Source organism: Xanthomonas bonasiae (genome assembly GCF_014836395.1).
GTDB classification, from domain to species: Bacteria; Pseudomonadota; Gammaproteobacteria; order Xanthomonadales; family Xanthomonadaceae; genus Xanthomonas_A; species Xanthomonas_A bonasiae.
In genome coordinates, this window is the sequence record NZ_JACSQX010000006.1 from 216,048 (window position 1) to 240,445 (window position 24,398).

At 70.1% G+C, this 24,398-nt stretch carries 23 protein-coding genes; 18 read left to right on the forward strand and 5 right to left on the reverse strand.

Annotation, left to right across the window (positions count from 1 at the left end; genetic code table 11):
- Positions 1-261: hypothetical protein (locus H9658_RS22950; RefSeq protein WP_225209904.1), on the reverse strand; the 261-nt coding region annotated here is incomplete at its 3' end.
- On the opposite strand from H9658_RS22950, the gene gspG reads away from it, so the two are divergent.
- The 11 genes from gspG to H9658_RS11600 all read left to right on the forward strand — a co-directional run bounded on the left by gspG (position 242) and on the right by H9658_RS11600 (position 9,797).
- A complete protein-coding gene (gene gspG / locus H9658_RS11550) occupies positions 242-676 on the forward strand; it encodes a type II secretion system major pseudopilin GspG (protein ID WP_191825447.1) in 435 nt (144 codons plus the stop codon). The genes H9658_RS22950 and gspG overlap by 20 nt on opposite strands.
- 79 nt (positions 677-755) lie before the next feature.
- Entirely contained in the window at positions 756-1,205 is a 450-nt protein-coding gene (xpsH, locus tag H9658_RS11555) for a type II secretion system protein XpsH (RefSeq protein ID WP_225209926.1), read from the forward strand.
- Positions 1,202-1,618 carry a type II secretion system protein XpsI gene (xpsI, locus tag H9658_RS11560; protein WP_179568513.1) on the forward strand — a complete coding sequence of 139 codons (417 nt, stop codon included), beginning with the start codon at positions 1,202-1,204 and terminating at the stop codon, positions 1,616-1,618. Before xpsH ends, xpsI begins: the two co-directional genes overlap by 4 nt.
- Positions 1,615-2,265 (forward strand): type II secretion system protein J, encoded by a 651-nt coding sequence (locus tag H9658_RS11565; RefSeq protein WP_191825449.1) that lies wholly within the window; start codon positions 1,615-1,617, stop codon positions 2,263-2,265. Before xpsI ends, H9658_RS11565 begins: the two co-directional genes overlap by 4 nt.
- The gene (locus tag H9658_RS11570; RefSeq protein ID WP_191825450.1) at positions 2,262-3,122 is read left to right on the forward strand and encodes a type II secretion system minor pseudopilin; all 861 of its coding nucleotides are present in this window, start codon (positions 2,262-2,264) and stop codon (positions 3,120-3,122) included. The genes H9658_RS11565 and H9658_RS11570 overlap by 4 nt, the downstream gene beginning before the upstream one ends.
- Positions 3,119-4,243 carry a PilN domain-containing protein gene (locus H9658_RS11575; RefSeq protein ID WP_179568507.1) on the forward strand — a complete coding sequence of 375 codons (1,125 nt, stop codon included), beginning with the start codon at positions 3,119-3,121 and terminating at the stop codon, positions 4,241-4,243. Before H9658_RS11570 ends, H9658_RS11575 begins: the two co-directional genes overlap by 4 nt.
- Positions 4,224-5,009, forward strand: a complete 786-nt coding sequence (gspM, locus tag H9658_RS11580; protein ID WP_191825451.1) for a type II secretion system protein GspM — start codon at positions 4,224-4,226, stop codon at positions 5,007-5,009. Before H9658_RS11575 ends, gspM begins: the two co-directional genes overlap by 20 nt.
- Complete coding sequence (gene xpsN / locus H9658_RS11585) at positions 4,999-5,784, forward strand: type II secretion system protein XpsN (protein ID WP_179568503.1); 786 nt, start codon at positions 4,999-5,001, stop codon at positions 5,782-5,784. Before gspM ends, xpsN begins: the two co-directional genes overlap by 11 nt.
- A gap of 11 nt (positions 5,785-5,795) precedes the next feature.
- Positions 5,796-8,084: a type II secretion system secretin GspD gene (gene gspD, locus H9658_RS11590; protein ID WP_191825452.1), complete on the forward strand. Its 2,289-nt coding sequence runs from the start codon at positions 5,796-5,798 to the stop codon at positions 8,082-8,084.
- Positions 8,085-8,289: 205 nt separating this feature from the next.
- Positions 8,290-8,820, forward strand: coding sequence for a hypothetical protein (locus H9658_RS11595; protein ID WP_191825453.1), 531 nt, complete (start codon positions 8,290-8,292; stop codon positions 8,818-8,820).
- Positions 8,821-8,954: 134 nt separating this feature from the next.
- The gene (locus H9658_RS11600; RefSeq protein WP_191825454.1) at positions 8,955-9,797 is read left to right on the forward strand and encodes a glycosyltransferase family 2 protein; all 843 of its coding nucleotides are present in this window, start codon (positions 8,955-8,957) and stop codon (positions 9,795-9,797) included.
- Between the two features lie 268 nt (positions 9,798-10,065).
- On the opposite strand, the gene H9658_RS11605 is transcribed toward H9658_RS11600, so the two are convergent.
- The 4 genes from H9658_RS11605 to H9658_RS11620 form a co-directional block, all read right to left on the reverse strand.
- The gene (locus tag H9658_RS11605) at positions 10,066-10,803 is read right to left on the reverse strand and encodes a UTRA domain-containing protein (RefSeq protein WP_191825455.1); all 738 of its coding nucleotides are present in this window, start codon (positions 10,801-10,803) and stop codon (positions 10,066-10,068) included.
- 346 nt (positions 10,804-11,149) lie between these two features.
- Positions 11,150-11,731 carry a nicotinamide riboside transporter PnuC gene (pnuC, locus tag H9658_RS11610; RefSeq protein WP_191825456.1) on the reverse strand — a complete coding sequence of 194 codons (582 nt, stop codon included), beginning with the start codon at positions 11,729-11,731 and terminating at the stop codon, positions 11,150-11,152.
- 346 nt (positions 11,732-12,077) lie between these two features.
- Positions 12,078-14,240: a TonB-dependent siderophore receptor gene (locus H9658_RS11615; RefSeq protein ID WP_191825457.1), complete on the reverse strand. Its 2,163-nt coding sequence runs from the start codon at positions 14,238-14,240 to the stop codon at positions 12,078-12,080.
- Between the two features lie 153 nt (positions 14,241-14,393).
- Positions 14,394-15,542 carry a phosphotransferase enzyme family protein gene (locus H9658_RS11620; protein WP_191825458.1) on the reverse strand — a complete coding sequence of 383 codons (1,149 nt, stop codon included), beginning with the start codon at positions 15,540-15,542 and terminating at the stop codon, positions 14,394-14,396.
- A 369-nt stretch (positions 15,543-15,911) separates the two neighbouring features.
- Between H9658_RS11620 and H9658_RS11625 the strand changes: the two genes are divergently transcribed.
- The 7 genes from H9658_RS11625 (at position 15,912) to bcsD (ending at position 24,365) form a co-directional block, all read left to right on the forward strand.
- Positions 15,912-16,757, forward strand: coding sequence for a glycosyltransferase family 2 protein (locus H9658_RS11625; protein ID WP_191825459.1), 846 nt, complete (start codon positions 15,912-15,914; stop codon positions 16,755-16,757).
- Positions 16,758-16,928: 171 nt separating this feature from the next.
- Entirely contained in the window at positions 16,929-17,897 is a 969-nt protein-coding gene (locus H9658_RS11630; RefSeq protein ID WP_191825460.1) for a hypothetical protein, read from the forward strand.
- A 49-nt stretch (positions 17,898-17,946) separates the two neighbouring features.
- The gene (locus tag H9658_RS11635) at positions 17,947-19,836 is read left to right on the forward strand and encodes a glycosyltransferase family 2 protein (protein WP_318241329.1); all 1,890 of its coding nucleotides are present in this window, start codon (positions 17,947-17,949) and stop codon (positions 19,834-19,836) included.
- Positions 19,784-21,298, forward strand: coding sequence for a hypothetical protein (locus H9658_RS11640; protein ID WP_179568485.1), 1,515 nt, complete (start codon positions 19,784-19,786; stop codon positions 21,296-21,298). Before H9658_RS11635 ends, H9658_RS11640 begins: the two co-directional genes overlap by 53 nt.
- 14 nt (positions 21,299-21,312) lie before the next feature.
- Complete coding sequence (locus H9658_RS11645; RefSeq protein WP_225209905.1) at positions 21,313-22,269, forward strand: glycoside hydrolase family 113; 957 nt, start codon at positions 21,313-21,315, stop codon at positions 22,267-22,269.
- Positions 22,270-22,508: 239 nt separating this feature from the next.
- Entirely contained in the window at positions 22,509-23,690 is a 1,182-nt protein-coding gene (pncB, locus tag H9658_RS11650; protein ID WP_191825462.1) for a nicotinate phosphoribosyltransferase, read from the forward strand.
- 216 nt (positions 23,691-23,906) lie between these two features.
- On the forward strand, positions 23,907-24,365 hold the full coding sequence (gene bcsD, locus H9658_RS11655) for a cellulose biosynthesis protein BcsD (protein ID WP_179568481.1): 459 nt from the start codon (positions 23,907-23,909) through the stop codon (positions 24,363-24,365).
- Positions 24,366-24,398 lie beyond the last annotated feature (33 nt).

The window sequence follows — 24,398 nt, forward strand, 5'->3', positions numbered from 1 at the left end:
ACGTGGCGTCGCGGCAGGAGGGCGGCGTGAACCCGTCGCGCCGCGCACGGTCCAAGCGATGGCGACAGCCATGACCAGGTCATCTGTGCGCCACGTCATGCGCGAAATGCGGCATGGGTCGATCGCCGCCGCGCCAAACCCGTTCCCGCGCATGAAGCGCAGCTGCACGCACCGCACCCGATGGCGACCCTTGTCACCGCGTTCGGTTACATAAGGTTTTTCACCGCAAGGATCCGATGCAATGCGAAATATCCGTTCCATGACCCGTTCCCCTTCCGCCGCGCGCCAGTCGGGCATGAGCCTGCTGGAAATCATCATCGTCATCGTGCTGATCGGCGCGGTGCTGACCCTGGTCGGCAGCCGCGTGCTCGGCGGTGCCGATCGCGGCAAGGCCAATCTGGCCAAGTCGCAGATCCAGACCATGGCCGGCAAGATCGACAACTACCAGCTCGATACCGGCAAGCTGCCGTCCAAGCTCGACGACCTGGTCGCCGCGCCGGGCGGCGTCAGCGGCTGGCTCGGCCCGTATGCCAAGCCCGCCGAATTGAACGATCCGTGGGGCCACCCGATCGAGTACAAGGTGCCCGGCGACGGCAAGCCGTTCGACCTGATCAGCCTGGGCAAGGACGGCCAGCCCGGCGGCAGTAGCTACGACGCCGACATCAAGTACGAGTGATCCCAGCGCCGTGATCCACGCCCCTGCCGGCGTTCCCCAGCGCGGTGCGCACGCGTGCGTACCGCTGGCGCGTGCGCGCATGCGCGGCGTGTCGCTGCTGGAGATGCTGCTGGTGGTGGGGCTGATCGCGATCGCCGCGATGCTGGCCGCCTCGGTGCTGACCGGCGGCATCGACGGCATGCGCTTGCGCTCGTCGGCCAAGGAGATCGCCGCGCAACTGCGCTACACGCGGGCGCAGGCGATCGCCACCGGGCAGCCGCAGCGCTTCCTGATCGATCCGCAGGCGCACCGCTGGCAGGCGCCCAACGGCCGCCATGGCGAGATCCCGCCGTCGCTGGCGATCCGCTTCAGCGGCGCGCGCGAGGCGCAGCGGCGCGAAGACGAAGGCGCGATCCAGTTCTTCGAGGACGGCGCCGCCACCGGCGGGCGCATCGAATTGCTGACCCGCAAGGCCAGCTGGCGCATCGACGTGGCCTGGCTGACCGGCGAGGTCAAGGTCGAGCGTCCGCCGCAGCAGGGCATGCCATGAAGGCGCAACGCGGCTACACGCTGATCGAGGTGATCGTGGCGTTCGCGCTGCTGGCGCTGGCGCTGACCCTGCTGCTCGGCTCGCTATCCGGCGCCGCGCGCCAGGTCCAGCGCGCCGACCAGCTCAGCCGCGCCACGCTGTACGCGCAATCGTTGCTGGCCGCGCAAGGCGTGGAGCAGCCGCTGCAACCCGGCCGCGAACAGGGCAGTTTCGAGCAGGGCCATTACCGCTGGACTCTGGACGTGGCGCCGTACGTCGATGCGCGGCGCCCGCCGGACACGACGCTGACGCCGGGCGCGCCGACGCTGCTGCAGCTGAACCTGCAGGTGCGCTGGGGCGATGCGCCGGCGCAGGCGCTGCAGTGGAAGACGCTGCGCCTGGTCAGCGCGCAGGGCAACGGGGTGCCGCAGTGAAGCGCGCACCGCGCCGCGCCGCCGCGCGCGGCTTCACCCTGATCGAGGTGCTGCTGGCCACGGTGCTGCTGGTCGGCGGGCTGACCCTGGCGTTCGCCACGCTGCGCTCGGCCACCGCGATCAGCGGCCGCGGCGAGACCATCGCCGGGCGCAGCGAGCGCATGCGCGCGGTCGAGGGGTTCCTGCGCCGGCGCCTGAGCGGCGCGCAGGCGCTGGCGCTGGACATCGACAGCCGCACCCTGCAGCCGGTGCGCTTCGTCGGCGAACCGCAGCGCATGCAGTTCGTGGCCGATCTTCCCGATTACCTGGGCCGCGGCGGCCCCTACGTGCACGACCTCAGCGTCAGCGGCGATGGCGGCCGGCAGCGCCTGGCGATCGCGCTGGTGCAGGTGCAGGCCGGCAAGCAGATCGCCGAGGACAAGCCGCGGGCGCCGGAGCCGCTGGCCGAGGGCCTGCGCCAGGTGCGCTTCCGCTACCGCGGCATCGATCCGGAGCGCGGCAGCATCGGTCCCTGGCAGGAGCGCTGGGAGAAGACCGACCAGTTGCCGCTGCTGGTGTCGATCGAACTGAGCAGCGACGACGGCATGGTGTGGCCGCCGCTGGTGGTGGCGTTGCGCCAGGCCGGCGGCGCGGAGGCGCGGCAATGAGCGCGGCACCTCGGCAGGCGCGCGGCGCGGCGTTGGTGCTGGTGCTGTGGCTGATCGCGCTGCTGACCGCGCTGATCGGCGCGTTCGCGCTGACCGCGCGCACCGAGGGCCTGCAGGGCAAGGTGCTGGGCGACGGCGCGGCGGCGCAGGAGCGCGCCCGCGCCGGGCTGGAGTACGCGCTGACCCGGCTCGCCGGCACGCCGACGCAGCCGGGCTGGCGCGCGGACGGGCGCCGCTACCGCTGGCAGTACGAAGACGCCACGATCGACCTGCGGATCACCGACGAGAGCGGCAAGGTCGATCTGAACCTGGCCGACGCGCCGCTGCTGGCGGCGCTGGTGCGCGCGGTCGGCGGCGATCCGCAGCGCGCCGACCGCATCGCCGCGGCGATCGTGGACTGGCGCGACCCGGACAACCTCAGCCAGCCCAACGGCGGCGCCGAGGACCCGGACTATGCCGCCGCCGGGCTGCCGTACGGCGCCAAGGACGCGCCGTTCGAGAGCCTGGCCGAACTGCAACTGGTGCTGGGCATGGATGCGGATCTGTACGCCAAGCTGCTGCCGAACCTGACCCTGTACAGCGGGATTTCGCGCCCGGCGCCGGATTTCGCGCCGGCGCCGGTGCTGACCGCGCTGGGCCTGGATGCGCAGCAGGTGCTGGCGCAACGCGAGCGCAACGACCCGGCGCAGGCCGCTGCGATGGGCGGGGGCGGCGGCACCTATAGCATCGAAAGCCGCGCGCAACTGGCCGCTGGGCGCGCGGCGGTGCTGCGCGCCGTGGTGCGCCCAGGCTCGTCGGCGCTACCGGGCTCCGCCTACACTGTGCTGCGATGGGAAGAAGGATCGACCGTTCGATGACTGCGTGGCGAGATACGATGGACAAGCTCGGCGTGCGCATGGCGCCCGGTGCCGGCGGCGTGCTGGCCTGGTGGCAGCGTTCGCTGATGGCGTGGCTGCCGCCGCGCTGGCAACTGCAATTGGGCTGGTCGCAGGCGCGGCTGCTGCTGTGGCGCGACGGCGAACAGCTGTACGTCGCGCGCCAGATCGATGCCGAACTGGGCACGCCGCTGGCGTTGCCGTGGCCGCTGCTGCCGAGCGACCTGGAGGCCGTGCTCGGCCCGCGCCTGGCCGCCTTGCCGCGGGTCTGGCTGCTGCCGGCGCAGTCCGCGCTGCAGCGCACGCTGCGCCTGCCGGCCGCGGCCGCCGACCACCTGCGCGACGTGGTCCGCTTCGAGATCGACCGGCAGACGCCGTTCCAGGCCGACCAGGTGGTCTACGACGTGCGCCTCGGCGCGCGCCGCGACGATGCGCAACTGGACGCCGAACTGGTGGTGGCGCCGCGCCGCGTGCTGGACGAACTGCACGCCAGCGCCGGCGCGCTGCGCCCGACCCTGGCCGGGGTCGATGTCGCTGGCGCCGACGGCGCGCCGCTGGGCGTGAACCTGCTGCCGCCGGAGCAGCGCCATCGCCGCGCCGATCCGATGCGGCGCTGGAACGCGATCCTCGCCGCCACCGCGCTGCTGGCGCTGTTCGCCGCCGGCTGGCAGTTGCTGGACAACCGCCGCGACGCGCTCGAGCAGTTGCGCGCGCAAGTGGACAGCGGCGCGCAGCGCGCGCGCGGTGTGGCCGCGCAGCGCCAGCAGCTGGTCGATCTGGTCGAAGGCGCGGCCTTCTTCGACCAACTGCGCGCCGAGCGCCCGACCGCGCTGGAAATCTGGAACGAGCTGAGCAAGCGCCTGCCCGAGGGCACCTATCTGGAAAAATTCTCGGTCGAGGGCGACCAGTTGCAGCTGATCGGCCTCAGCAGCGAGGCGTCCTCGCTGGTCGGCAGGCTGGAGGGGTCGCCGCTGTGGCGCACGCCATCGCTGACCGGCGTGCTGCAGGCCGATCCGGGCAGCCACCGCGACCGCTTCACCCTCACCGCCGAACTGGCCGGGACCAAGCGCAAGGAGGCCGCCAATGCCGGTGCAGGTCGATAAGCGCGACCGCTGGCTGGCGCTGGGCCTGCTGCTGGCGGCGCTGGCGCTGGCCTATCTGCTGCTGGTGCATCCGTGGTGGACGGTGCCGATGCGCGAGGTCGAGGCGCAGATCCAGGAATTGCGCCAGCGCGAACTGCGCGTGCGCATGCAGTTGCAGCAGGCGCCGCAGGTGGCGCAGCGGCTGCAGCAGGCGCAACGCGATCTGGCCGCGCGTCCGGGCTTCCTGCGCGAGACCTCGGCCGAGCTGGCTTCGGCCGGGCTGGTGCAGCGCCTGGAAAGCGCGGTGGCCACCGCCAGCCCCGGCAACCGCAGCTGTGCGATCAGCAACCGTTCGCCGCTCGCCGCCGACAACCGCCGCGACCGCTTCACCCGCGTCGCGGTGCAGGTGCGGCTGCGCTGCGGCACGCCGGAACTGGCCGCGGTGCTGCACGCGCTGGAGAGCGGCACCCCGGCGCTGTTCGTGGACAACCTCAACGTGATGGCGCAGCGCTACCAGCTGTCGCCGGGCGAGAGCGGCAACGGCCTGGACGTGGCCTTCGAACTGGCCGGCTATCTGCGCCCGAACGCGATGCCGCCGCCGCCCGCCGCCGCAGGCATGCCGCCAGGCATGCCACCGCCGCCGCCGCCCGGCGCGCCGGCGCTGGGCGCCGGCCCGCCGGCCGGCCCCGGGCCGCGCGCACCGGCGCCCGCGCAAGCGCCGCCGGCCCTGCGCGATGCGGCCACGCCGCAGCCGCCGCAGCAAGTGGAGGGCGCGCATGCGAATTGAAGCGATCGGCCTGCGCACCGTGTGGCTGGCGACGCTGGCGCTGTGGGGGCTGCTGATCTGGGCGCTGGGCCTGGCCGGCCTGGGCCAGCGCATCGTGCCGCTGCCCGACGATCCGGGCATGACCCAGCGCCTGCCGAGCTTGCCGGCGGCGTCCGGCGAGCGCCTCGGCGATTATTCGCGCTACGCCGAAATCGCCGCGCGTCCGGTGTTCGCCGAAGACCGCCGGCCGCATCCGTTCTTCCTCAGCGCCGACAACGGCCAGGGCGCCGCGCCGAGCGTGCGCCTGACCGGCGTGCTGCTCACCGACAGCTTCAAGATGGCCACGCTGACCACCGAGCAGGGCGAATCGCTGCGCCTGCAGGAAGGCCGCGATCCGGTGAAGGGCTGGCGCTTGCTGTCGCTGGAACCGCGCCGCGCGGTGGTCAGCGGCGGCAGCGGCACCCAGACCCTGGACCTGCAGGTGTTCGACGGCAAGGGCGGGCAGCCGCCGACCGCGCTCGGCCAGGGCGCGCGGCCGCCGGGCATGCCGCCGTTGCCGGGGCCGCCACCGCCTGCGGCTGCGCCTGTGGTCAACAACGCCCCCGTCAATCCCGTCGCCGCCACGCCGCAGGCGGGCGCCAACGGGACGTCGACAACGCCGGCACCGAGCGCACCGGCGGCCGCGCCGGCGCCGTCGTCGGAACAGTTGCAAGCCATCCGCGAACGTATCGAAGCCCGCCGCCGGCAGTTGCAGCAGCAGCGCCAGAACGGCACCACCCCCGGCCAGAACCCTTGAAGAGTGATCGCATGACGCCGCGCTTGTTTTCCCTGTTCCTCGCGATCGGCCTGGTGGCCGGCTGCGCCACCACGCCCTCGCCGGACGTCCGCCGCGGCGCCGCGATCAATCCCAACGTCGGCGCCGCCGGCAGCACCAGCACCACGACCGACGGAACCACGGGCACGGCCGATCCCAACGACGTGCCGGACCGCGTCGCCCCGGTGATCCGCCGCGGCAGCGGCAGCATGATCAATTCCAGCGCCGCCGCCGCGCCGGCGCCGTCGCTGGCCAACGCCAGCAGCGGCAGCGCCACCTTCAACTTCGAAGGCGAGTCGGTGCACGCGGTGGTCAAGGCGATCCTCGGCGACATGCTCGGGCAGAACTACGTGATCGCGCCGGGCGTGCAGGGCACCGTGACCCTGGCCACGCCCAAGCCGGTGTCGCCGGCGCAGGCGCTGAACCTGCTGGAGATGGTGCTGGGCTGGAACAACGCACGCATGGTCTACAGCGGCGGCCGCTACAACATCGTGCCCGCCGACCAGGCCCTGGCCGGCACGGTGGCGCCGAGCACCGCCTCGCCGGCCAGCGCGCGCGGCTTCGAGGTGCGCGTGGTGCCGCTGAAGTTCATTTCCGCCAGCGAGATGAAGAAGGTGCTGGAGCCGTACGCGCGGCCGAACGCGATCGTCGGCATCGACGGCTCGCGCAACGTCATCACCCTCGGCGGTACCCGTGCGGAACTGGAGAACTACCTGCGCACGGTGCAGATCTTCGACGTGGACTGGCTGTCGGGCATGTCGGTGGGCGTGTTCCCGATCCAGTCGGGCAAGGCCGAGCAGGTCGCCGCGGACCTGGAAAAGGTGTTCGGCGAGAACAGCAAGACGCCCAGTGCCGGCATGTTCCGCTTCATGCCGCTGGAGAACGCCAACGCGGTGCTGGTGATCACCCCGCAGGCGCGCTATCTGGACCAGATCCAGGAGTGGCTGGACCGGATCGACAGCGCCGGCGGCGGCAGCCGGCTGTTCTCCTACGAACTGAAATACATCAAGGCCAAGGACCTGGCCGACCGCCTGGCCGAAGTGTTCGGCGCCGGCGGCAACCGCAGCGATTCCAACGCCTCGCTGATGCCGGGCACGCAGCTGAGCCAGATGGGCGGTGGCGGCCTCAACGGCAGCAGCGACGGCAGCCTGGGCGGCAGCAGCAGCCTCAACGGCAGCAGCGACAGCCTGTCCTCGAGCAGCGGCGGTTCCTCGTCCGGCAGCAGCAGCGGCGGGCTGGGCAACGGCAGCCTGCAGCTGTCGCCGCGCACCTCCGGCAACGGCAGCGTGACCCTGGAAGTGCAGGGCGACAAGGTCGGCGTGTCGGCGGTGGAGGAGACCAACACCTTGCTGGTGCGTTCCACGCCGCAGTCGTGGCGCTCGATCCGCGACGTGGTCGAGAAGCTCGACGTGATGCCGATGCAGGTGCACATCGAGGCGCAGGTGGCCGAGGTCAGCCTGACCGGCCAATTGCAGTACGGCGTGAACTGGTACTTCGAGCAGGCGGTGAGCGCCGCCAGCGATGCAACCAACATCGGTATCGGAGGCGGCGCAGGTCTGCCCAGCGCCGCGGGACGCAGCATCTGGGGCGATATCGCCGGCAAGGTCACAAGCACCGGTCTCGGCTGGACCTTCCTCGGCAAGAACGCTGCCGCGGTGATCACCGCCCTGGACCAGGTCACCGACGTCAAACTGTTGCAGACCCCGTCGGTGTTCGTGCGCAACAACGCCGAGGCCACGCTCAACGTGGGCACGCGCATCCCGATCAACTCGACTTCGATCAACACTGGCATCGGCACCGACACCAGCTATTCGTCGGTGCAGTACCTCGACACTGGCGTGATCCTGAAGGTGCGCCCGCGGGTGACCAAGGACGGCATGGTGTTCCTGGACATCGTGCAGGAAGTCAGCACGCCGAGTACGCGGCCGGCGGCGTGCACCTCGGGCACCGCCACCGTGACCAACAGCTCGGCCTGCAACGTTGACATCAACACGCGCCGGGTCAAGACCGAGGCGGCGGTGCAGAGCGGCGACACCATCATGCTCGCCGGCCTGATTAGCGACAGAACCAGCGATGGCAGCAACGGGGTGCCGATCCTGAGCAAACTACCGGTGGTCGGAGCATTGTTCGGTCAGAAGACGCAGGACAAGACCCGCAACGAAGTAATCGTGCTGCTGACCCCGACCATCGTGCGCAACCCGCAGGAAGCGCGCAATCTCACCGACGAATACGGGCAAAAGTTCAAGGTTATGCAGCCGCTTCCGGCTTCGGGCAAGAAGTAGGATCGGGTGAAGAGCCTCTCAAGAGAATAAATAAGGTTTGTGAAGTTATTGGGTGCCGATGGAATATATGTTGCGTAGAAGGGATGTTGCTAAGGACGTATCATGGTTTTTGCTTGCCACTGCGCATTGGATGTAATTTGACGCAAGCCCTGGCGACGCGCTAGTGTTGGTGCAAGGGGGCATTGACTAAAAATAAGGAGATTTTATGAAGGCTTCTCACAATGCTACTCTGTGGCTGCTCGCCTTTGGATTTCTTGCTTCTTCTTCGGCTACAGGTGCCGTGGTTATTCCTGGAAATTTCAGTGGTACTTCTGATTCAACTTATGCGCAGTCGCCGGCTAACGCGGTTGAACGGGCCGCGCTTGCAGCTAGAAATGCTGCGTGGCAGCAATCTTATGGCAATTGCACCTTGTCGAATTATAACTATTGGCCAAGTAGTCTGCATTATGCTGCTTCAGCTAATGTGGCTTGTACAAAGCCTGGTGAGCCCATCCCGATAGTGGTTATTTTCACTTTTACTGGAGCAACTGATCCGACATTTGATATAGGTCTCGATCAGAATAAGGCGGTTGATACTGCAGTAATGCGTGCTGAGGCTGCGGCTGGGGCTGACGGATATTCTCAGTGCGTGTTAAAGAATTATAGTTCTTGGCAACCTAATCCTCCTAGTCAATCCTGGATGGCTAGCGCAGTTGTTGACTGCAAGAAAAGCGTGAGTTCCATTCCCGTAGGCTGATTTTTATTTCTCCGGGTGTGCGACCGTTCATCGATTTCACCCTTCATAAGGGTGAAATCTAAATTCTTTGATTGTATTTTAAATTACTTAAATACTTATCGGGGTGGATTGATTAATATTTCATCTTGTGTTTTATGCAATTCACTGCGTTTCCTGTAGTTCTCGTTCCGGTCGGCGTCGACGATGCCGCGCTGGACGCATGCCTGGGCGCACTGGAGGCGCATACCCCGGCCGGCACCCGGGTGTGGCTGGCCGACGACGCGCAGGCCGGGCCGCGCGGGCAGCGCGTGGTCGAGGCCTGGCTGGCGCATACCCGCCTGCAGGCGGACTACACCCGGCGTCCGCGCATGCTCGGCGAGGTCGCGCATCTGGACGAGATGCTGCGCGCTTGCGGCGCCGCCGACGTGGTGGTGCTGGCCGCGGACGCGCAGCCGCTGCCCGGCTGGCTGCAGCACCTGGGCGCGTGCCTGGCGCGCGATGCGGCCATCGCCAGCGCCACGCCGTGGAGCAATGCCGGCGAAGCCTGCGCTTGGCCGCGGCTGGGCGAGATCAATCCGCTGCCCGACGATGGCGAACGCCTGGCCCGCGCCTGCGCGGCGCTGCCGCCGGAGCATCCGGAACTGCCGTCGGCGGTGTGCCACGCGGTGGCCCTACGCGGCGCGGCGCGGCAGCGCGCCGGCGGCCTGGACGCGAGCAGTTACGGTTCCTGGTACGCGGCGCTGATCGACCTGTCGCTGCGCATGGCCGGACTCGGCTGGCGCAACGTGCTGTGCGAGACCGCCTACGTGGCGCGCAGCGGCGAAGGCCGCGCCGCCGACGGCGACATGGATGCGCTGGCCACGCGCTGGCCGGCCTGGCACGCGCGCCTGGCCGGCTTCCTGATGCACGATCCGCTGCGCGCGCGCCGCGAGGAGCTGCAACGCCTGTACGCCGAGCTGCCGCCGCCGGACCCGCAGCGCGCGTTGTTCGACATCTAGCGCGTTTTCGACGCGGGCATCTGCAATCGGCCAATCTGCGGAGTGTTGTCAGTCGGCGGAGTGTTGTGGGAGCGACTTCAGTCGCGACGGGCTCTACCGGTAAGGCCCGTCGCGACTGAAGTCGCTCCCACAAGGTGCAAGAGGTCCGTAATGGTCGTTGGCTTGGGCACACCCGCCGCGCGCGGCTTGATCGGCGCATTCGCGATGCCATTGCCGGAGCGGGCGGACGCGGCCGCAACCGCCCGCCACCGCCGGACGCGCGCCGGCCTCACTCAGGCGGGGCCTGCACGTCCACTGTCACTTCCAGCACGTCGTGGCGCCAGGACTCGATGTCGAATTCCACCGCGCGGCCGTCGGCGGCGTAGCTCACCCGCTGCAGCCGGAAGCACGGCGTGCCGGCGGTGGACTGCAGCAGCGCGGCCTGCTCGGCGACCAGCGTGGCCGGGTACATCGACAGCCGGCTGCGCGCCTGGCGCAACCCGAGCCGTTGTCCCAGCACCGCGCTGAGCGAGCCGGCCAGGTCGTGATCGAGCAGGGTCGGCGCCCATGCGGCGAGAATCGCATTGGTCTCCAGCAGCACCGCGCGGCGGCCGATCCAGCGCCGGCGCTGCAGCACGAATACCTCGGCCCCGGCATCGTCCAGTTCCAGGTGCCGCGCCAGCGTCGCGCCGGCCGGCTGGCGGCGCGCGCCGAGCAGTTCGGTACGCGGCGTGCCGCCTTGCGCGGCGACGTACTGCATGAAGCCGGCGATGCTGGTGGGATCGTGGCGCACGCGCGCTGCGCTGACGAACCAGCCACGCCGGTTCTCGCGGTAGATGTAGCCTTCCGATTCCAGTTGCTGCAGCGCCTCGCGCAAGGTGATGCGGGTGCAGCCGAACAGCGCGGCCAGTTCGCGTTCCACCGGCAGGCGCTGGTCCGCGGCCCATTCGCCGCCGACGATGCGCGCGAGCAGTGCATCGACGATGCGCTGGCCGAAGCCGGCGGCGGGATTCAACGGCGTGGGCATGGGGTCTCCGTGGCGGTGCTGCACTGTTCTTGCCCATGGTCGCAGGCAACGATGCTGGTGGGAGCGGCTGCGGTCTCGACCGGCCTCGCTTGCAAAGCCCGTCGCGGCGGACGACCCGGGCCATCCGCAGCCGCTCCCACAACGCTCCGCTCACTGCAATGCCAGGGTCGAGCGGCTCCAGCATAGCGGTGCCGCGCGCGCGTGGCACCGCGGCGCGACCGGCACGCCGGGCTAAGGCAGGCTGACGTGCATCGTCTGCGCTTCTTGCGCGCCGGTCACGACGATCGTCCCGGCGTGCTCGCCGACGCCGGCGTGCGTGGATCGCAGCGCATGCGGATGCGCCGCCTCATGGCGACGACTGCGCGGCGACGGCGCGCCGCAGGTCCGCCCGCCACAGCCGCAGGCCGTAGATCGCCAGCACCACGAAACCGGCGTACAGCGCCGCGGTGGGATACAGCCCCTTGTAGACGAAGACGCCGACGTAGACGCAGTCGAGCACGATCCACAGGGTCCAGTTGGCGATGCGCTTGCGCGCCGCCCAGAAGCTGGCGACCAGGCTGAAGGCGGACAGCGCCGCGTCCAGCCACGGCAGCGCGGCATCGGTATGGCGATGCATCAGCCAGCCCAGCGACAGCGCGCCGGCGGCGCCGACCAGCAGCGACAGCGCCGCTTCGCGCCGCGGCAGCGGGCCGACCTGGACCTTGCCGTGCTCCAGCCGGCCCTGGCTCCAGCGCCACCAGCCGTAGCCCTGCAGGAACACGTAGACGCCCTGCAGCAGCATGTCCGAGTACAGCTTCCATTGGTAGAACAGCCACGCGTACAGCAGCACCGCGACGACGTTGACCGGCCAGCACCAGCGTACCCGGCGTGCGGTCAGCCAGACGCCGAGCACGTTGACCAGCACAGCGAGGAGTTCGAGAGGGGACATTGTTGGAAGGCCGGGATTGGGGATTGGAGATTAGGGATTGGAGAGATTCCGCGAGCGCGAAACAATGCGCTCGTTTGTGGGAGCGCTTCAACCGCGACGGGCTTTCCAGGAAGTCCTGTCGCGGCCAAGGCCGCTCTTAAGACAGTGACGCTCCGTGTCCTGCGCTTGGCTTTTACGAATCCCCAATCCCGATTCCCCACTCCCGGCCCTTGTGGGAGCGGCTTCAGCCGCGACAGGCATTCCAGGGAAGTCCGGTAGCGGCTAGAGCCGCTGCTGCGACAGCGACGCTCCGTGTCCCGCTCCCGGCCTTTACCAATCCCCAATCCCGAATCCCCACTCCCGGCCCTCAAAAATCGAACTGCAGCGCCAGCCGCGCCGTGCGCGGCGCGCCCAGGAACAGATAGTCGTCGCCCATGTAGTCGCCGACGTCGCGCCAGTAGCGCTTGTCGGTGAGGTTGTCCACGCTCAGCCGCAGCGTGGTCGGCAGCGTGCCCAGCCGCGTCGCGTAGCGCGCGCCCAGGTTGTAGACGGTGTAGCCGCCGACGGCGACGCGGCCGCTGCGGTCGGCGTACTTGGCGCCGCTGTACTGCGCGCCGCCCAGCAGCGCCAGGCCGCTCGCCCCGGGCACGTCCCAACTGGCCTGGGCGCTGGCGCGCAGCCTGGGTACGTTCAACGCCTGGTGGCCTTCGTAGGCCGGCGTGCCGGTATCTTCGGCGCGCGCGCGGATGCCGGCGACGCTGGCCTGCAGGTGCAGCCGCTCGCCGATCGCGCCGTCGGCCGACAGTTCGATGCCGCGGTTGTGCAGGCGGCCCTGCTGCACATACAGGAAGCTCCCGTCGGCCTGCGGCTGCGCGTACTGATAGGCCTGGCGGATGTCGAACACGGCCGCGCCCAGCGCCAGGCCGTCGCGCTCGTATTTCAGGCCGGCTTCGGTCTGGTAGGCGCTGGTCGGGGCGAGGATCGCATCGGCGTTGCTGGCGAACCACGACGCGGTGCCGCCCGGCGCCAGGCCCTTGGCGAAGCTGGCGTACAACGACAGCGTGTCCTGCGGCTTGAACAGCAGCGCCGCCTGCGGCAGCAATTCCGAGCGGCGGGTGCGGCGGGTCAGCGCGCCGTCGCGATCCCAGGCGCGCTCGTCGTAGCGCACCTGGCGCGCGCCCAGCAGCAACTGCCAGGCCTCGCCGATGCCGATGCGGTCGCTGGCCAGCAGCGACTGCTGGGTGCTGTCCAGGCGCCGGCGCTTGGGGCCGAGTTCGGCGTCGGCCTGGACCAGCAGCGGCGGATCGGCGTCGATAGTGCCGCTGCCGATCCATTCGTTGATCGAGCCGTGCTGGTCGATGGTGCGCTGCAGGTAGTCCACGCCGATGTTGAGCTGGTGCTGCAGCGCGCCGGTGGCGAACGTGCCGGACACGGTCGCCTGCACCTGGTCGTTGCGGCGCGTGTCGTCGGGGCTGCGGTAGTCGTAGAGGTCGTAGTCGCCTTCGCGGCTGAAGTAGTTGGGGATCGCGTCGCTGGCGCAGCTGGCCGCGCCGTAGCAGCCCCAGGCGAAGCTGGAATAGTCGTCGATCACCGCGCGGCTGTGCGCTGCCGCCAACTGCGCGCGCCAGGTGTCGTTGAAGCGGTAGTGATAACGCAGTTGCGCGTTGAGCGAGTCGATGCCGACCGGCTTGGACCAGGGCTGGTAGGCCAGCAGCCGGTGCACCGACACGTCGCCGGGCACGCGCTCGCCGCCGAGCAGTTGATAGCCGGGCACCGAGCGCTGTTGCCGGTCCTGGTATTCCACGTCCAGCTGCAGCGCCGATTGCGGATCGATGTTCCAGTCCGCGGCCAGCGACAGGAAATTGCGGTGGCCGTCGGCATGCTCGACGTAGCTGCGGATGTCCTCGTGTGCGGCGTTGACGCGCAGCCCGAACTGGCGGTCGCGGCCGAACCAGTCGCCCAGGTCCAGCGCGGCGTAGCGGCCGCCGTCGTCGTCGGTGCCGAGCGTCAGCGTGCGCACCTGCTGCGGGCGCTTGGTCGTGTAGTCGATCACGCCGGCCGGCTCGGTGAGGCCGGACTGCAGCCCGGACAGGCCCTTGAGCACCTGCACCTGCTGCTTGTTTTCCAGCGCCACGTTCTGCTCGCCGGTGACGGTCAGGCCGTTGATGCGGTAGCTGTTGGCGGCGTTGAGCGAATAGCCGCGCACCACGAAGTTCTCGTAGTAGCCGATCGGCGCATAGCTGTCGCCGACCGAGGCGTCGGCGCGCAGCACCTCGCTGAGCACGCGCACCTGGCGGTCGTCCAGCTGCGTGCGGTCGATCACCCCGATCGAGGCGGGCGTGTCCAGCAGCGCGGCGTCGCCGTAGCCGCCCAGCGTGGAGCGGTTGCGCGGCTGCTCGCCCTGCACGTTGACCGCGTCCAGTTCGACCGGCGTCTGCGTGTCCGCATCGGCGGCGCGCGCCGGTGCGGCGGTGGCGGCCAGCGCCAAGGCCAGGGCGAGTGGCGCGAGTGCGGGGAAGGCATGGGACATGGGAGAACCTCTAAGCGGGAGTCGGAACGGAAAGGACGGATGCCGCTGCGCGCGGGCAACGGCGGAAACGTGGGCGGGCGCGCTGCCGGCAGCGCGGCGCGGCATGCGCGCGTACCGGGGGCGCCGGCGCGCGCGGCAGCGAACGCGAAACGCTCATCGCGCGGCGTCCGCGTGCCGCTGCAACTGCCGCAGCAGGCGCTGGCCTTCCTCGCCGCCGAACCAGTCGGCATGGCCGAGCAGGTAGCGGCGATAGGCGATCTCGGCGTTCGCGTCGGAGCCGGTGATGCCGGCGAAATAGTCGATCTCGGCGAGCGCGAAGTCGGCATGCGCGATCGGCAACAGCGCGGCCAGCAGGCGCAGCTGCGCCGCGTCCAGCGGCAGCAGCTGCGCGTAGCCGTGCAGCAGCGCGTCGAGCTGGTCGAGATCGGCGGGCGCGCGGCGGCCGATGTCCAGGTCCAGCCACGGCACCAGGTTGCGTTCGATCGCGGTGGCCAGGTCGAACAGCGCGAAGTTGCGGTCGGCCAGGCCGAAATCGAACACCGCGCTGACCTCGCTCGCCGCGCCGTGGCCGCGCCACAGCAGGTTGGAGGCGTGCCAGTCGCCATGCGTCCACAGCGGCGGCGCTGGCGTTCGCAGCAGCGGCCAGGCGCGCGCGTGCCAGGGCAGCAGATGCCGGCGCAGGTCGCCGCGCCAGTCGCGCCGCTGCAGCCAGGCGGCCAGCGCCGGCCGCGCGCGCAGGTCCTGCTGCAGCGCCTGCAGCGGATCGGCGCCGCCGAACAGGCGCAGGTTGGCGACCAACTGGGTGGTGCTGCGCGGCGGCGCCGTGTAGCCCGCCGCGGCCTGGTGCAGCAGCGCGAGTGCGCGCCCGGCGGCCTGCGCATGGGCGGTGTCGGCGAACGGCCGCCACGACGCCGTGTCGCGGTACAGGTCTTCGCCCGCGGCGGCGCGCTGCACTTCGTAGGTCCAGTCGCCGAGCGCGATCGCGCTGGTGCCGTCGGGCGCGCGCAGCAGTCCCGGCACCGGCATGCCGCGCGCGCGCAGGTGCTCGATGAAACGGTGCTCCTCGTCCAGCGTGCGCGCATCGCGCAGCCTGCGGTGATGGCGCTTGACGAACAGCGTGCCCACGGAAGTCTCGACCTCGGCCGCGGCGGAGAACGGGCGCGGGCTGTGCCAGCGCACGGCGCGGACCGCGTCGGGCAGGCCCATGTGCCGCAACAGCGCATCGACCTCGTCGCTGCGCAGGGGCGGCCAGTCCGCCGCAGCCGGGGCCAGGCTCATGCCGTGGATCTGGTGCGCGCTCATCGGGTCTGTCCCGGCGGCGGGAACGCAGGCGTGGCGCCGCAATGGCGTGGCGCTTCACGCCTTTCGGGCGTTGGTCTAGACCAGTGATGCGGAGGTTTGCGGCTGCTGCCGACGGCGACATCGGTCGAAAAGCGGCGACGCTGCCGGGCCATCGGCATGCACGGCCGCCAGCGGGCTGGGCGGCCGATGCATCTCGATCCTGGCGGCAGCGCGCGGTAGTGGGCGCTAGCCGTCATCTACACCGCGCAAGGCATGGAACCGGAGATTCTACCGCGTCGGCGCGGTGCCCACGCCGCCGAATCGCCGCGCGCGAACGCCGGCCAGGTGCGACGCCTTCTGCGCGCGCGGCTTTGCCCGGATAATCGGCGCATGAGCGAACAGCAGATGGCCGTGGTGGTGGTGACCTACGAGAGCGGCAGCACCATCGACGCCTGTCTGCAGCGGCTGCGCGCGGCGGCGGACGTCGCCCAGATCCGCGTGGTCGACAACGCCTCGCGCGACGACACCCTGGCGATCGTGCAGCGCCACGCGCTGGAGGATCGGCGCGTGCGCTTCATCGCCAACCCCGACAATCCCGGGTTCGCCAGCGCCTGCAACCAGGGCGCGGCGGCCAGCGATGCGCCGTGGCTGGCGTTCGTCAATCCGGACCTGATGGTGGAGGCCGACACGCTGGCGCTGCTGCGCGCGCAGGTCGCCTCGCTCGGCGACGCGCTGCTCGGGGTCGAGCAGGTCGACGAGCACGGCCGCGCCGACGCCGCGGTGCGCCGCCGCGATCCGGACTTCGCGGCGATGCTGCGGCATCCGCTGGCCGGTTCGCGGTTGGCGCTGGCGGCCGATCCGGCGCAGCCGTTGCAGCGCGTGGACGCGATCTCCGGCGCGCTGATGCTGCTGCCGCGGGCGCTGTTCGACCGCATCGGCGGCTGGGACGCCGGCTACCGCCTGCATGCCGAGGACCTGGACCTGTGCCGCCGCGCGCGCCAGGCCGGGGCCACCGTGGCGGTGTGCAACCGCCTGCGCGTGCTGCACGTGCGCGGCGTTTCCAGCCGCAAGCGGCCCTGGTTCGTGGAATGGCACAAGCACCGCGGGCTGTGGCGCTATTTCCGCAAGTTCGAGGCGCCGGCGCGCACCGCGCCGGTACGTGCGGCGGTGTGGGCGGTGATCTGGCTGCACGCCTGGGTGACCTTCGCCAGGCTGTGTTGGCGCCGACCTGGCTGAACGCAGCACCAGGCTGGTGCGTGCGCTGCCGCAGGCTGTATGCGTGATGAGCAATTCATTTATCGCGTGATTTGAATCACACAGGAAAGGTGCTACGTTCCTGTCGCGGTTCCGCTACGGAATCGTTTCCTGCTCCCTGTTCCAGGGGCCCCCCTCCAGGAAACAATTGCGATGAACCAGTCGTACGGCGAGCGCCCGCGCTCGTGGTCGCGCGTATGCGCGACTCCCTCTTCCGTGGCCGGCGATGGCCGCGCCCGGCACCGACCTGGCCGGCGCGCACGCAGGCTGTCGACGCTGGCGCTGGGCCTGGCCGCACTGGCGACCGGACCGTGTTTCGCCGGGGCCTGGGTGCAGGACGACGGCGCCGCGCTGGCGATCCTCAAGGCCAGCCATAGCGACGGCGGCGCGGTCTACAACAGCCACGGCCAGGACCAGAATTTCCCCGATGCCGGACGCAGCCGCCAGGACCAGCTGAATCTCTATGCCGAGTACGGGCTGAGCGCGGACCTGACCCTGGTCGGCAACTTCTATTTCAGCAAGGTCGGCTATCGCAACGACAGCGGCTACGGCAACCAGCACACCACCGGCTGGGCCGACCAGGAAATCGGCCTGCGCTACCGCCTGGATCCGGATGGCCGCGACGGACCGTGGCAGGGCGCGCTGCAGGTGCTGGCGCTGATCCCCGGCTACAGCCGCCAGGGTGCCGACGATCGCGACCATCCGGCGCTGGGGCAGGGCGACTACGGCGCCGAACTGCGCTACAGCGTCGGCCGCGGCTATCGGGCCGGCAACCACGACGGCTACGTGGACCTCGGCGCGGCGGTGCGCCTGCGCGGCGGCGACTCCGCCGACGAGGCGCGCCTGGACATCAGCAGCGGCCTGGCGCTGGCGCCGCGCTGGATGCTGATCGGCGAACTCAACGTGATCCAGGGCCTGGGCAACGGCAACGGCCCCAATCCGGTCTACGCGCCCGGCACCCCGATCCGCGGCAACAACTACGACCTGACCAAGCTGCAGGCCTCGCTGCTGCACACGCTGCCCGGCGGCACCCAGTTGCAGCTCGGCTACCAGCAGCCGGTGGCCGGGCGCAACACCGGCGGCGCGGGTGGCCCGTTCGTCGCCGCCTGGTGGCGGTTCTGACGTGGCCGCGGTGAACCATCCGGCGACGAGCCGCACCGCCGGCGACGCGATCGGCCCGCTCGGCAGCGTGCCCGAGCCGCGCGGCTGGCAGACCCCGATCGGCACCGCGCTGGTCGAAGCCGGGGTCATCGATGCGGCGCAGCTGCAGGACGCGCTGGCGTTGCAGGCGCGTTGGCGTTCGCGCCTGGGCGACGTGGTGCTGGCCCAGCGCGGGGTCACCGCGCTGCGCTTCTACACGGTGCTGTCGGCGCATTTCGGGCTGAACTTCGTCAACCTGCTGCAGCAGCCGATCGACTCCGCCCTGTTCGAGCCGGAGCGCCTGGCCGACTATGCGCAACGCCTGGTGCTGCCGTGGCGGATGGAAGAGGGCCGGCTGGTGCTGGCGGTGGCCGATCCCGGCCCGGAGACCTTCGCCTGGGCGCGCAGCCAGTACGGCGCGGACGTGCGCTTCGTCGGTACCTCCAAGTTCGATGTGGTCTGGGGCCTGCAGCAGCAGGCCGATGCGCAGCTCACCCACGATGCGCTGAACCTGCTCGCCGAGCACGCACCGGAGCATTCGGCCAAGCAGGTGGTGACCCGCAAGCAGGTGGTGTCGCTGTGCACGGTGGCGGCGCTGTTGCTGCTGGCGCTGGCGATCTGGCCGGTGCCGAGCCTGATCGCGATCAACAGCGTGGTCGGGATCGCCTTCGTGGCCACGTTCGCGCTGAAGTTCGCGCTGGCCTGGCTGGGCGCGCGGCGCCGCATCGAGATCAAGGTCACCGACGCGGAAGTGGCCGCGCTCAGCGACGAGGACCTGCCGGTGTATACGGTGCTGGTGCCGATGTACAAGGAGCCGGACGTGTTGCCGATCCTGGCCAACGCGCTGCGCCGGCTCGACTACCCGACCTCCAAGCTGGACGTGAAGCTGGTGCTGGAGGCCGACGACACCGAGACCATCGAGGCGGCCAAGGCGCTGGGCCTGGAGGCGTTCTTCGAGATCATCCGGGTGCCGCCGTCGCAGCCCAAGACCAAGCCGAAGGCGTGCAACTACGCGCTGCAGTTCGCGCGCGGGCAGATGCTCACCATCTACGACGCCGAGGACAAGCCGGAGCCGGACCAGCTCAAGCGCGCTGTCGCCGCGTTCCGCAAGTCGCCGGCCGACGTGGCCTGCATCCAGGCGCGGCTGAACTACTACAACGCCGACGAGAACTGGCTCACGCGCATGTTCACGCTGGAATACACGCTGTGGTTCGACTTCTACCTGCCGGCGCTGGAAACCCTGCGCATCCCGATCCCGCTGGGCGGCACCTCCAACCACTTCCGCCTGGACATCCTGCGCAAGGTGCGCGCCTGGGACCCGTACAACGTCACCGAGGACGCCGACCTGGGCGTGCGCCTGACCCAGCAGGGCTACCGGGTCAGCGTGGTCAACTCGACCACGTTCGAGGAAGCCAACGTCAGCATTCCCAACTGGATCCGGCAGCGCTCGCGCTGGCTCAAGGGCTACATGCAGACCTGGCTGGTGCACATGCGCGATCCGGTGCAGCTGTACCGCTCGGTCGGCTTCCGCGGCTTCTGGGGCTTCCAGTTCTTCGTCGGCGGCACCTTCTTCACCGCGCTGATCGCCCCGCCGATGTGGCTGATCTACGGGATCTGGGCGCTGACCGACACGCATGCGTTCAATCCGTTCTTCCCGCCCGCGCTGCTGTACCTGAGCCTGCTCAACCTGCTGCTGGGCAACGGCTTCCTGATCTACATGACCTTGCTGGCGGCGTTCAAGCGCGACTACTTCCGGCTGGCGCCGTACGCGCTGACCGTGCCGCTGTACTGGCTGCTGCAATCGGTCGCCGCCTACAAGGGCCTGTGGCAGCTCATCCACAATCCGTTCTACTGGGAAAAGACCACCCATGGCATCAGCAAGCACATGGCCGAAGAGCGCCGCGCCGCACTCGACGACTGAGACGCCGCGGCGCCCGCGCGGCGTCGCGGTGTTCGTGGTCACCGCCGCGTTGCTGGCGCTGCTGTGCCAGCGCTTGCTGGCGCACGGCTACATGAGCGACGACGCGATGGCGCAGTACGCCAAGCTGCTGCTGTTGCGCGACGCGGCCGGTTTCCGCACCGAATACTTGGGCTTCCTGTACGCGCAGGCCTCGCTGTACCTGGGCCTGGTGATCGGCGGCGTGCCGGGGCTGTCCACGCCGTTGCTGCCGTACCTGGCCGACGTGCTGGCCGGCGCGGCGATGGTGACCCTGCTGTGGCGCGACCTCGCCGCGGGCCTGGGCCGCGCCTGGGCCTGGGGCCTGTGCGCGGCGCTGGTGCTGCAGCCGTTCTTCCTGTGGCCGACGCTGTCGGGCAACAACCAGGGCCTGGGCCTGCTGGTGTTCTACCTGACCTGCCGCGCGCTGCGCCATTTCCGCGACGATCCGGAAGCCTTCGCCTACCTGCGCCTGGCGCTGGGCCTGTGCCTGCTGTTCTTCGTCGACGAACGCGCCTGCTTCCTGGCCGTGGCGATGGCGCCGTGGCTGGGCGTGATCGCGCCGCAGGGCATGCTGCGGCGCGCGCCGCTGTCGTTCTACCTGGTGTGCTACCTGCCGTTCCTGTTCGCGGTCGCGACCTGGATGTACCTCAACTATCTGTTCTTCGGCGATGCGCTGCTGTTCGTGCGCGACCAGCATTCGGCGTTCCGCGGCAGCTACGCGCAGGCCGCGCTGCAGCCGTGGCTGCAGCAGGCCATGGCGCGGCCGTGGTGGCCGCCGCTGTACCTGGCGCTGGCCGGCCTGGTCACCACGCCGCTGCTGTTGCTGGTGCGGCGCACGCGCCTGAGCAACACCTGGCGCTGGGTGCTGGTGGCGACGGTCACCGTGATCGGCGCCGGCACGCTGGCGGCATGGGCGCGCTTCAGCGCGCAGCCGCTGGATTTCCTGGCGCTGATGGTGGTGCCGGCGGCGCTGGTGCTGGGCGACCTGCGCCGCGAGTTGCGCTGGCCGGCGTTGGCGCTGCTGCTGCTGGGCGCCGTCGCCAGCGGCTGGGTCATCGCGCAGACCGCCGCGTCGACCACCCGCGACTGGGCGACGGCCCTGCGCGCGCCGGTGCCGCCGCGGCACCCGGACGAAGCCCGGCTGGGCGCCTGGCTGGCCGAGGCGCGGCTGCCGACCCTGCTCGACGATCGCGCCGGCTACGCGGTGATCGTGGCGCGCGGCGATGCGCAGGGCCTGATCCTGCCGTTCGATCCGCGCTTCAAGCGCGCGCTGGACGACCCGCGGCAGATGCCGGCGCAGGTGGTGGTGGCCGATCCGGCCAGCCAGGCCGGGGTCCTGGACAGCGTCAACCGGCGCCTGCCGCAGCTGTGGCAACAGGGCCTGCCGGGCTACAGTCTGGTCTACCGACAAGGGTCCTACCGGGTATGGCGTCGATCGCCGTGAGGTGGCTGCTGGGCATGCTGTTCGCGACGAGCGTGTGCGGCTGCGGCGCGGCCACGCCCGCGGCAGCGCCGTGGATGGGCGCCAACGTCAAGGTATCGGCGCAGGCGCCGTGGGGCAGCGACGCGGCGCAGCGCTCGCTGCAGCAGTTGGCCGATGCCGGCGCCGAGCGCGCGCTGCTGGTCGCCTTCGTCTGGCAGGCCACGCCGCAGTCCGACGATCCGGTGCTGGGCAGCGACAGCACTCCCGAACAGGTGCGCGCCGGGCTGCGGCAGATGCGCGCGGCCGGCCTGCAGCCGGTGCTGAAGGTGCATCTGTGGATCCCCGGCCATTGGGCCGGCGACGCCGCGCCGGCCGATCGCGCGGCCTGGTTCGGCGCCTACCGGCGCGCGCTGCTGCAGCTGGCGCAGGTCGCCGCCGACGAGCGGGCCGAGGCCTTGATCGTCGGCACCGAATTGCGCGGCCTGCAGGACGCGCCGCAATGGCCCGAGCTGGTCGCGGCGGTGCGCCAGGTCTACCGCGGTCCGCTCGGCTATGTGGCCGACGGCCTGGAGCAGGCCGAGCGGTTCGGCTACTGGGAGCGCTTCGATTTCGTCGGCACCAGCCTGTATCCGGCGTTGTCGGCGGTGCCGGCACAGCGCTTGACGCAGATGCGCGCGGCGGCCGCGCGGGTGCAGGCGCTGGGCACGCGCAGCGGACGCCCGGTGTGGGTGGCGGAACTGGGGCTGCGCTCGGCGCGCGGCAGCCTGGCCGCACCCTGGGAGAGTCCCGAGCAACGCAGCGCCGCGGTGGACACCGCCTTGCAGGCGCAGGTGCTGCAGGACTGGCGCCGGGTGTTGGGCGAGCAACGCATCGCCGGCATCGCGCTGTGGTGCTGGTACACCGATCCGGACGCCGGCGGCGCGCACGACAGCGATTTCACCGTGCAGCACAAGCCGGCGCAGGCGGTGCTGGCGCGCAGCGCTGCGCACTGACGCTTCCTGTAGGAGCGGCTTCAGCCGCGACCGAGACTTGCCGGTAACGCCCGGTCGCGACTGAAGCCGCTCCTACAGGGGGCTAGCGGCGTGCTGGCTGGGTGCACTGTGGGAGGGGCTTGAGCCCCGACAGTTCCGAAGCGGGTGGGGTTCCCTGCTTCGTTCGTCGCGGCTGAAGCCGCTCCTGCAAGGGAAGGAAAAGGCGGGAGCCGGCAACACGCTGGGCGCATAATCGCGCGATGATCATCGATTCGCTGCTCGACACCGACCTCTACAAGTTCACGATGATGCAGGCGGTGCTGCATCAGCATCCCGGCGCGCAGGTGGAGTACCGCTTCAAGTGCCGCACGCCGGGCATCGACCTGGCGCAGTTCATCGGGCAGATCTCCGACGAGATCGACGCGCTGTGTGCGCTGCGCTTTCGCGCCGAGGAGCTGGACTACCTGAGCGGCCTGCGCTTCATCAAGCCGGACTTCGCCGATTTCCTCGGGCTGTTCCATCTGGACCGCAAGTACCTGCAGCTGCAGGCCTCGGCCACGGTGCCGGGCGAGATCGAGCTCAGCATCCGCGGGCCGTGGCTGCACACCATCCTGTTCGAAGTGCCGCTGCTGGCGATCGTCAACGAGGTCTGGTTCCGCAACACCGGCGGCGACCACCACGACGAGGGCCTGCGCCGGCTGCGGGCCAAGATCGCGCTGTTGCGCGACAGCAGCGGCTACGGCGGCTGCGCGATCGCCGACTACGGCACCCGCCGCCGCTATTCGCGGGCCTGGCACGGCGAGCTGTTGCCGGTGCTGCAGCAGACCCTGGGCGCGCAGTTCGTCGGCACCAGCAACGTGTATTTCGCGCATCGCTACGGGCTGACCCCGCTGGGCACGATGGCCCACGAATACCTGCAGGCGTTCCAGGCGCTGGGTCCGCGGCTGCGCGATTCGCAGGCCGCGGCGCTGGAATCGTGGGCGCGCGAATACCGCGGCGACCTCGGCATCGCCCTGTCCGACGTGGTCGGGCTGGACGCCTTCCTGCGCGATTTCGACGCGTACTTCTGCAAGCTGTTCGACGGCATGCGCCACGATTCCGGCGACCCGTTCGAGTGGGGCGAGCGGGTGCTGGCGCATCTGCAGCGGCACCGGGTGGACCCGCGCGGCAAGGTCCTGGTGTTCAGCGACGGCCTGGACATCGACAAGGTGATGCGGCTGTACGCGCATTTCCACGGTCGCTGCATGCTCGCCTTCGGCGTCGGCACCAACCTCACCAACGACCTGGGGCCGACCCCGCTGCAGATCGTGATCAAGATGGTCCGCTGCAACGGCCAGCCGGTGGCCAAGCTCAGCGACTCGCCGGGCAAGAACCTGTGCGACGACCCGGCCTATCTGGCCTATCTGCGTCAGGTCTTTGACGTGGCCGCCGATCACCCATAGTGGGACGTGTGCCTGCCTGCCTCGGGACGGTTGCGACGAAAATGGCGGGAAATTGGGCTGGGAGGGACTTTGCTGTGGCGCAGCAGTGGGCTACCATTGGCGGTGAAAGTGAGAACTGTGTCGCATTAGTGGCAATGTTCGCCATATTGGCATCGCGCTTGCTGGATACCCTTGCGAGGCACTCGCCGTGCCATTTTTCCATCAGAGGCAGCACCGATGAGCTCTCCCGAGCTGCAGACGCATTTCCGCACCCAGGCCTGTTCGCGGCAGTGGCGCGGTTTCCTGCGCGCGTTGGCCCAGGAGTTCGCGGCGGAGCTGTCGACGGAGGACCTGGCGCTGCTGATGGCGCGGATCGGGCGCCGTTTCGCCGGCGAGCATCCGATCGGGGCCTGCGCGACGCTGGACGAGGTGCAGGCCGGGGTCAACCGGGTCTGGGAGGGGATGGAGTGGGGCTATGCGCGCTTCGAGGAGCAGGCCGACCGGGTCGACCTGGCCCACGTCGGCTCGCCGTTGCAGATCGCCCTGGCCGGGGAGACGGCCGGGGCGGATGGATTCCTGGAAGGGGTGTACCACGCCTGGTTCGAGCAGGCCGGCATGTTGGCGGGTCTGGGGATCCGCGCGGTGCCGGCCGTCGAGGAGGATGTCCGTCGTTTCGTGCTGTGCCGGGTCGCCTGAGCGGGCCATCCGATTCCACCGGCTACAAAAATC

Bases quoted from the DNA above. Each gene is read 5' to 3' on its own strand.
- gspG (WP_191825447.1), top strand. From the start codon at position 242: ATGCGAAATATCCGTTCCATGACCCGTTCCCCTTCCGCCGCGCGCCAG.
- xpsH (WP_225209926.1), top strand. From the start codon at position 756: ATGCGCGGCGTGTCGCTGCTGGAGATGCTGCTGGTGGTGGGGCTGATC.
- xpsI (WP_179568513.1), top strand. From the start codon at position 1,202: ATGAAGGCGCAACGCGGCTACACGCTGATCGAGGTGATCGTGGCGTTC.
- H9658_RS11570 (WP_191825450.1), top strand. From the start codon at position 2,262: ATGAGCGCGGCACCTCGGCAGGCGCGCGGCGCGGCGTTGGTGCTGGTG.
- H9658_RS11575 (WP_179568507.1), top strand. From the start codon at position 3,119: ATGACTGCGTGGCGAGATACGATGGACAAGCTCGGCGTGCGCATGGCG.
- gspM (WP_191825451.1), top strand. From the start codon at position 4,224: ATGCCGGTGCAGGTCGATAAGCGCGACCGCTGGCTGGCGCTGGGCCTG.
- xpsN (WP_179568503.1), top strand. From the start codon at position 4,999: ATGCGAATTGAAGCGATCGGCCTGCGCACCGTGTGGCTGGCGACGCTG.
- gspD (WP_191825452.1), top strand. From the start codon at position 5,796: ATGACGCCGCGCTTGTTTTCCCTGTTCCTCGCGATCGGCCTGGTGGCC.
- H9658_RS11595 (WP_191825453.1), top strand. From the start codon at position 8,290: ATGAAGGCTTCTCACAATGCTACTCTGTGGCTGCTCGCCTTTGGATTT.
- H9658_RS11600 (WP_191825454.1), top strand. From the start codon at position 8,955: ATGCAATTCACTGCGTTTCCTGTAGTTCTCGTTCCGGTCGGCGTCGAC.
- H9658_RS11605 (WP_191825455.1), bottom strand. From the start codon at position 10,803: ATGCCCACGCCGTTGAATCCCGCCGCCGGCTTCGGCCAGCGCATCGTC.
- pnuC (WP_191825456.1), bottom strand. From the start codon at position 11,731: ATGTCCCCTCTCGAACTCCTCGCTGTGCTGGTCAACGTGCTCGGCGTC.
- H9658_RS11615 (WP_191825457.1), bottom strand. From the start codon at position 14,240: ATGTCCCATGCCTTCCCCGCACTCGCGCCACTCGCCCTGGCCTTGGCG.
- H9658_RS11620 (WP_191825458.1), bottom strand. From the start codon at position 15,542: ATGAGCGCGCACCAGATCCACGGCATGAGCCTGGCCCCGGCTGCGGCG.
- H9658_RS11625 (WP_191825459.1), top strand. From the start codon at position 15,912: ATGAGCGAACAGCAGATGGCCGTGGTGGTGGTGACCTACGAGAGCGGC.
- H9658_RS11630 (WP_191825460.1), top strand. From the start codon at position 16,929: ATGAACCAGTCGTACGGCGAGCGCCCGCGCTCGTGGTCGCGCGTATGC.
- H9658_RS11640 (WP_179568485.1), top strand. From the start codon at position 19,784: ATGGCATCAGCAAGCACATGGCCGAAGAGCGCCGCGCCGCACTCGACG.
- H9658_RS11645 (WP_225209905.1), top strand. From the start codon at position 21,313: ATGCTGTTCGCGACGAGCGTGTGCGGCTGCGGCGCGGCCACGCCCGCG.
- pncB (WP_191825462.1), top strand. From the start codon at position 22,509: ATGATCATCGATTCGCTGCTCGACACCGACCTCTACAAGTTCACGATG.
- bcsD (WP_179568481.1), top strand. From the start codon at position 23,907: ATGAGCTCTCCCGAGCTGCAGACGCATTTCCGCACCCAGGCCTGTTCG.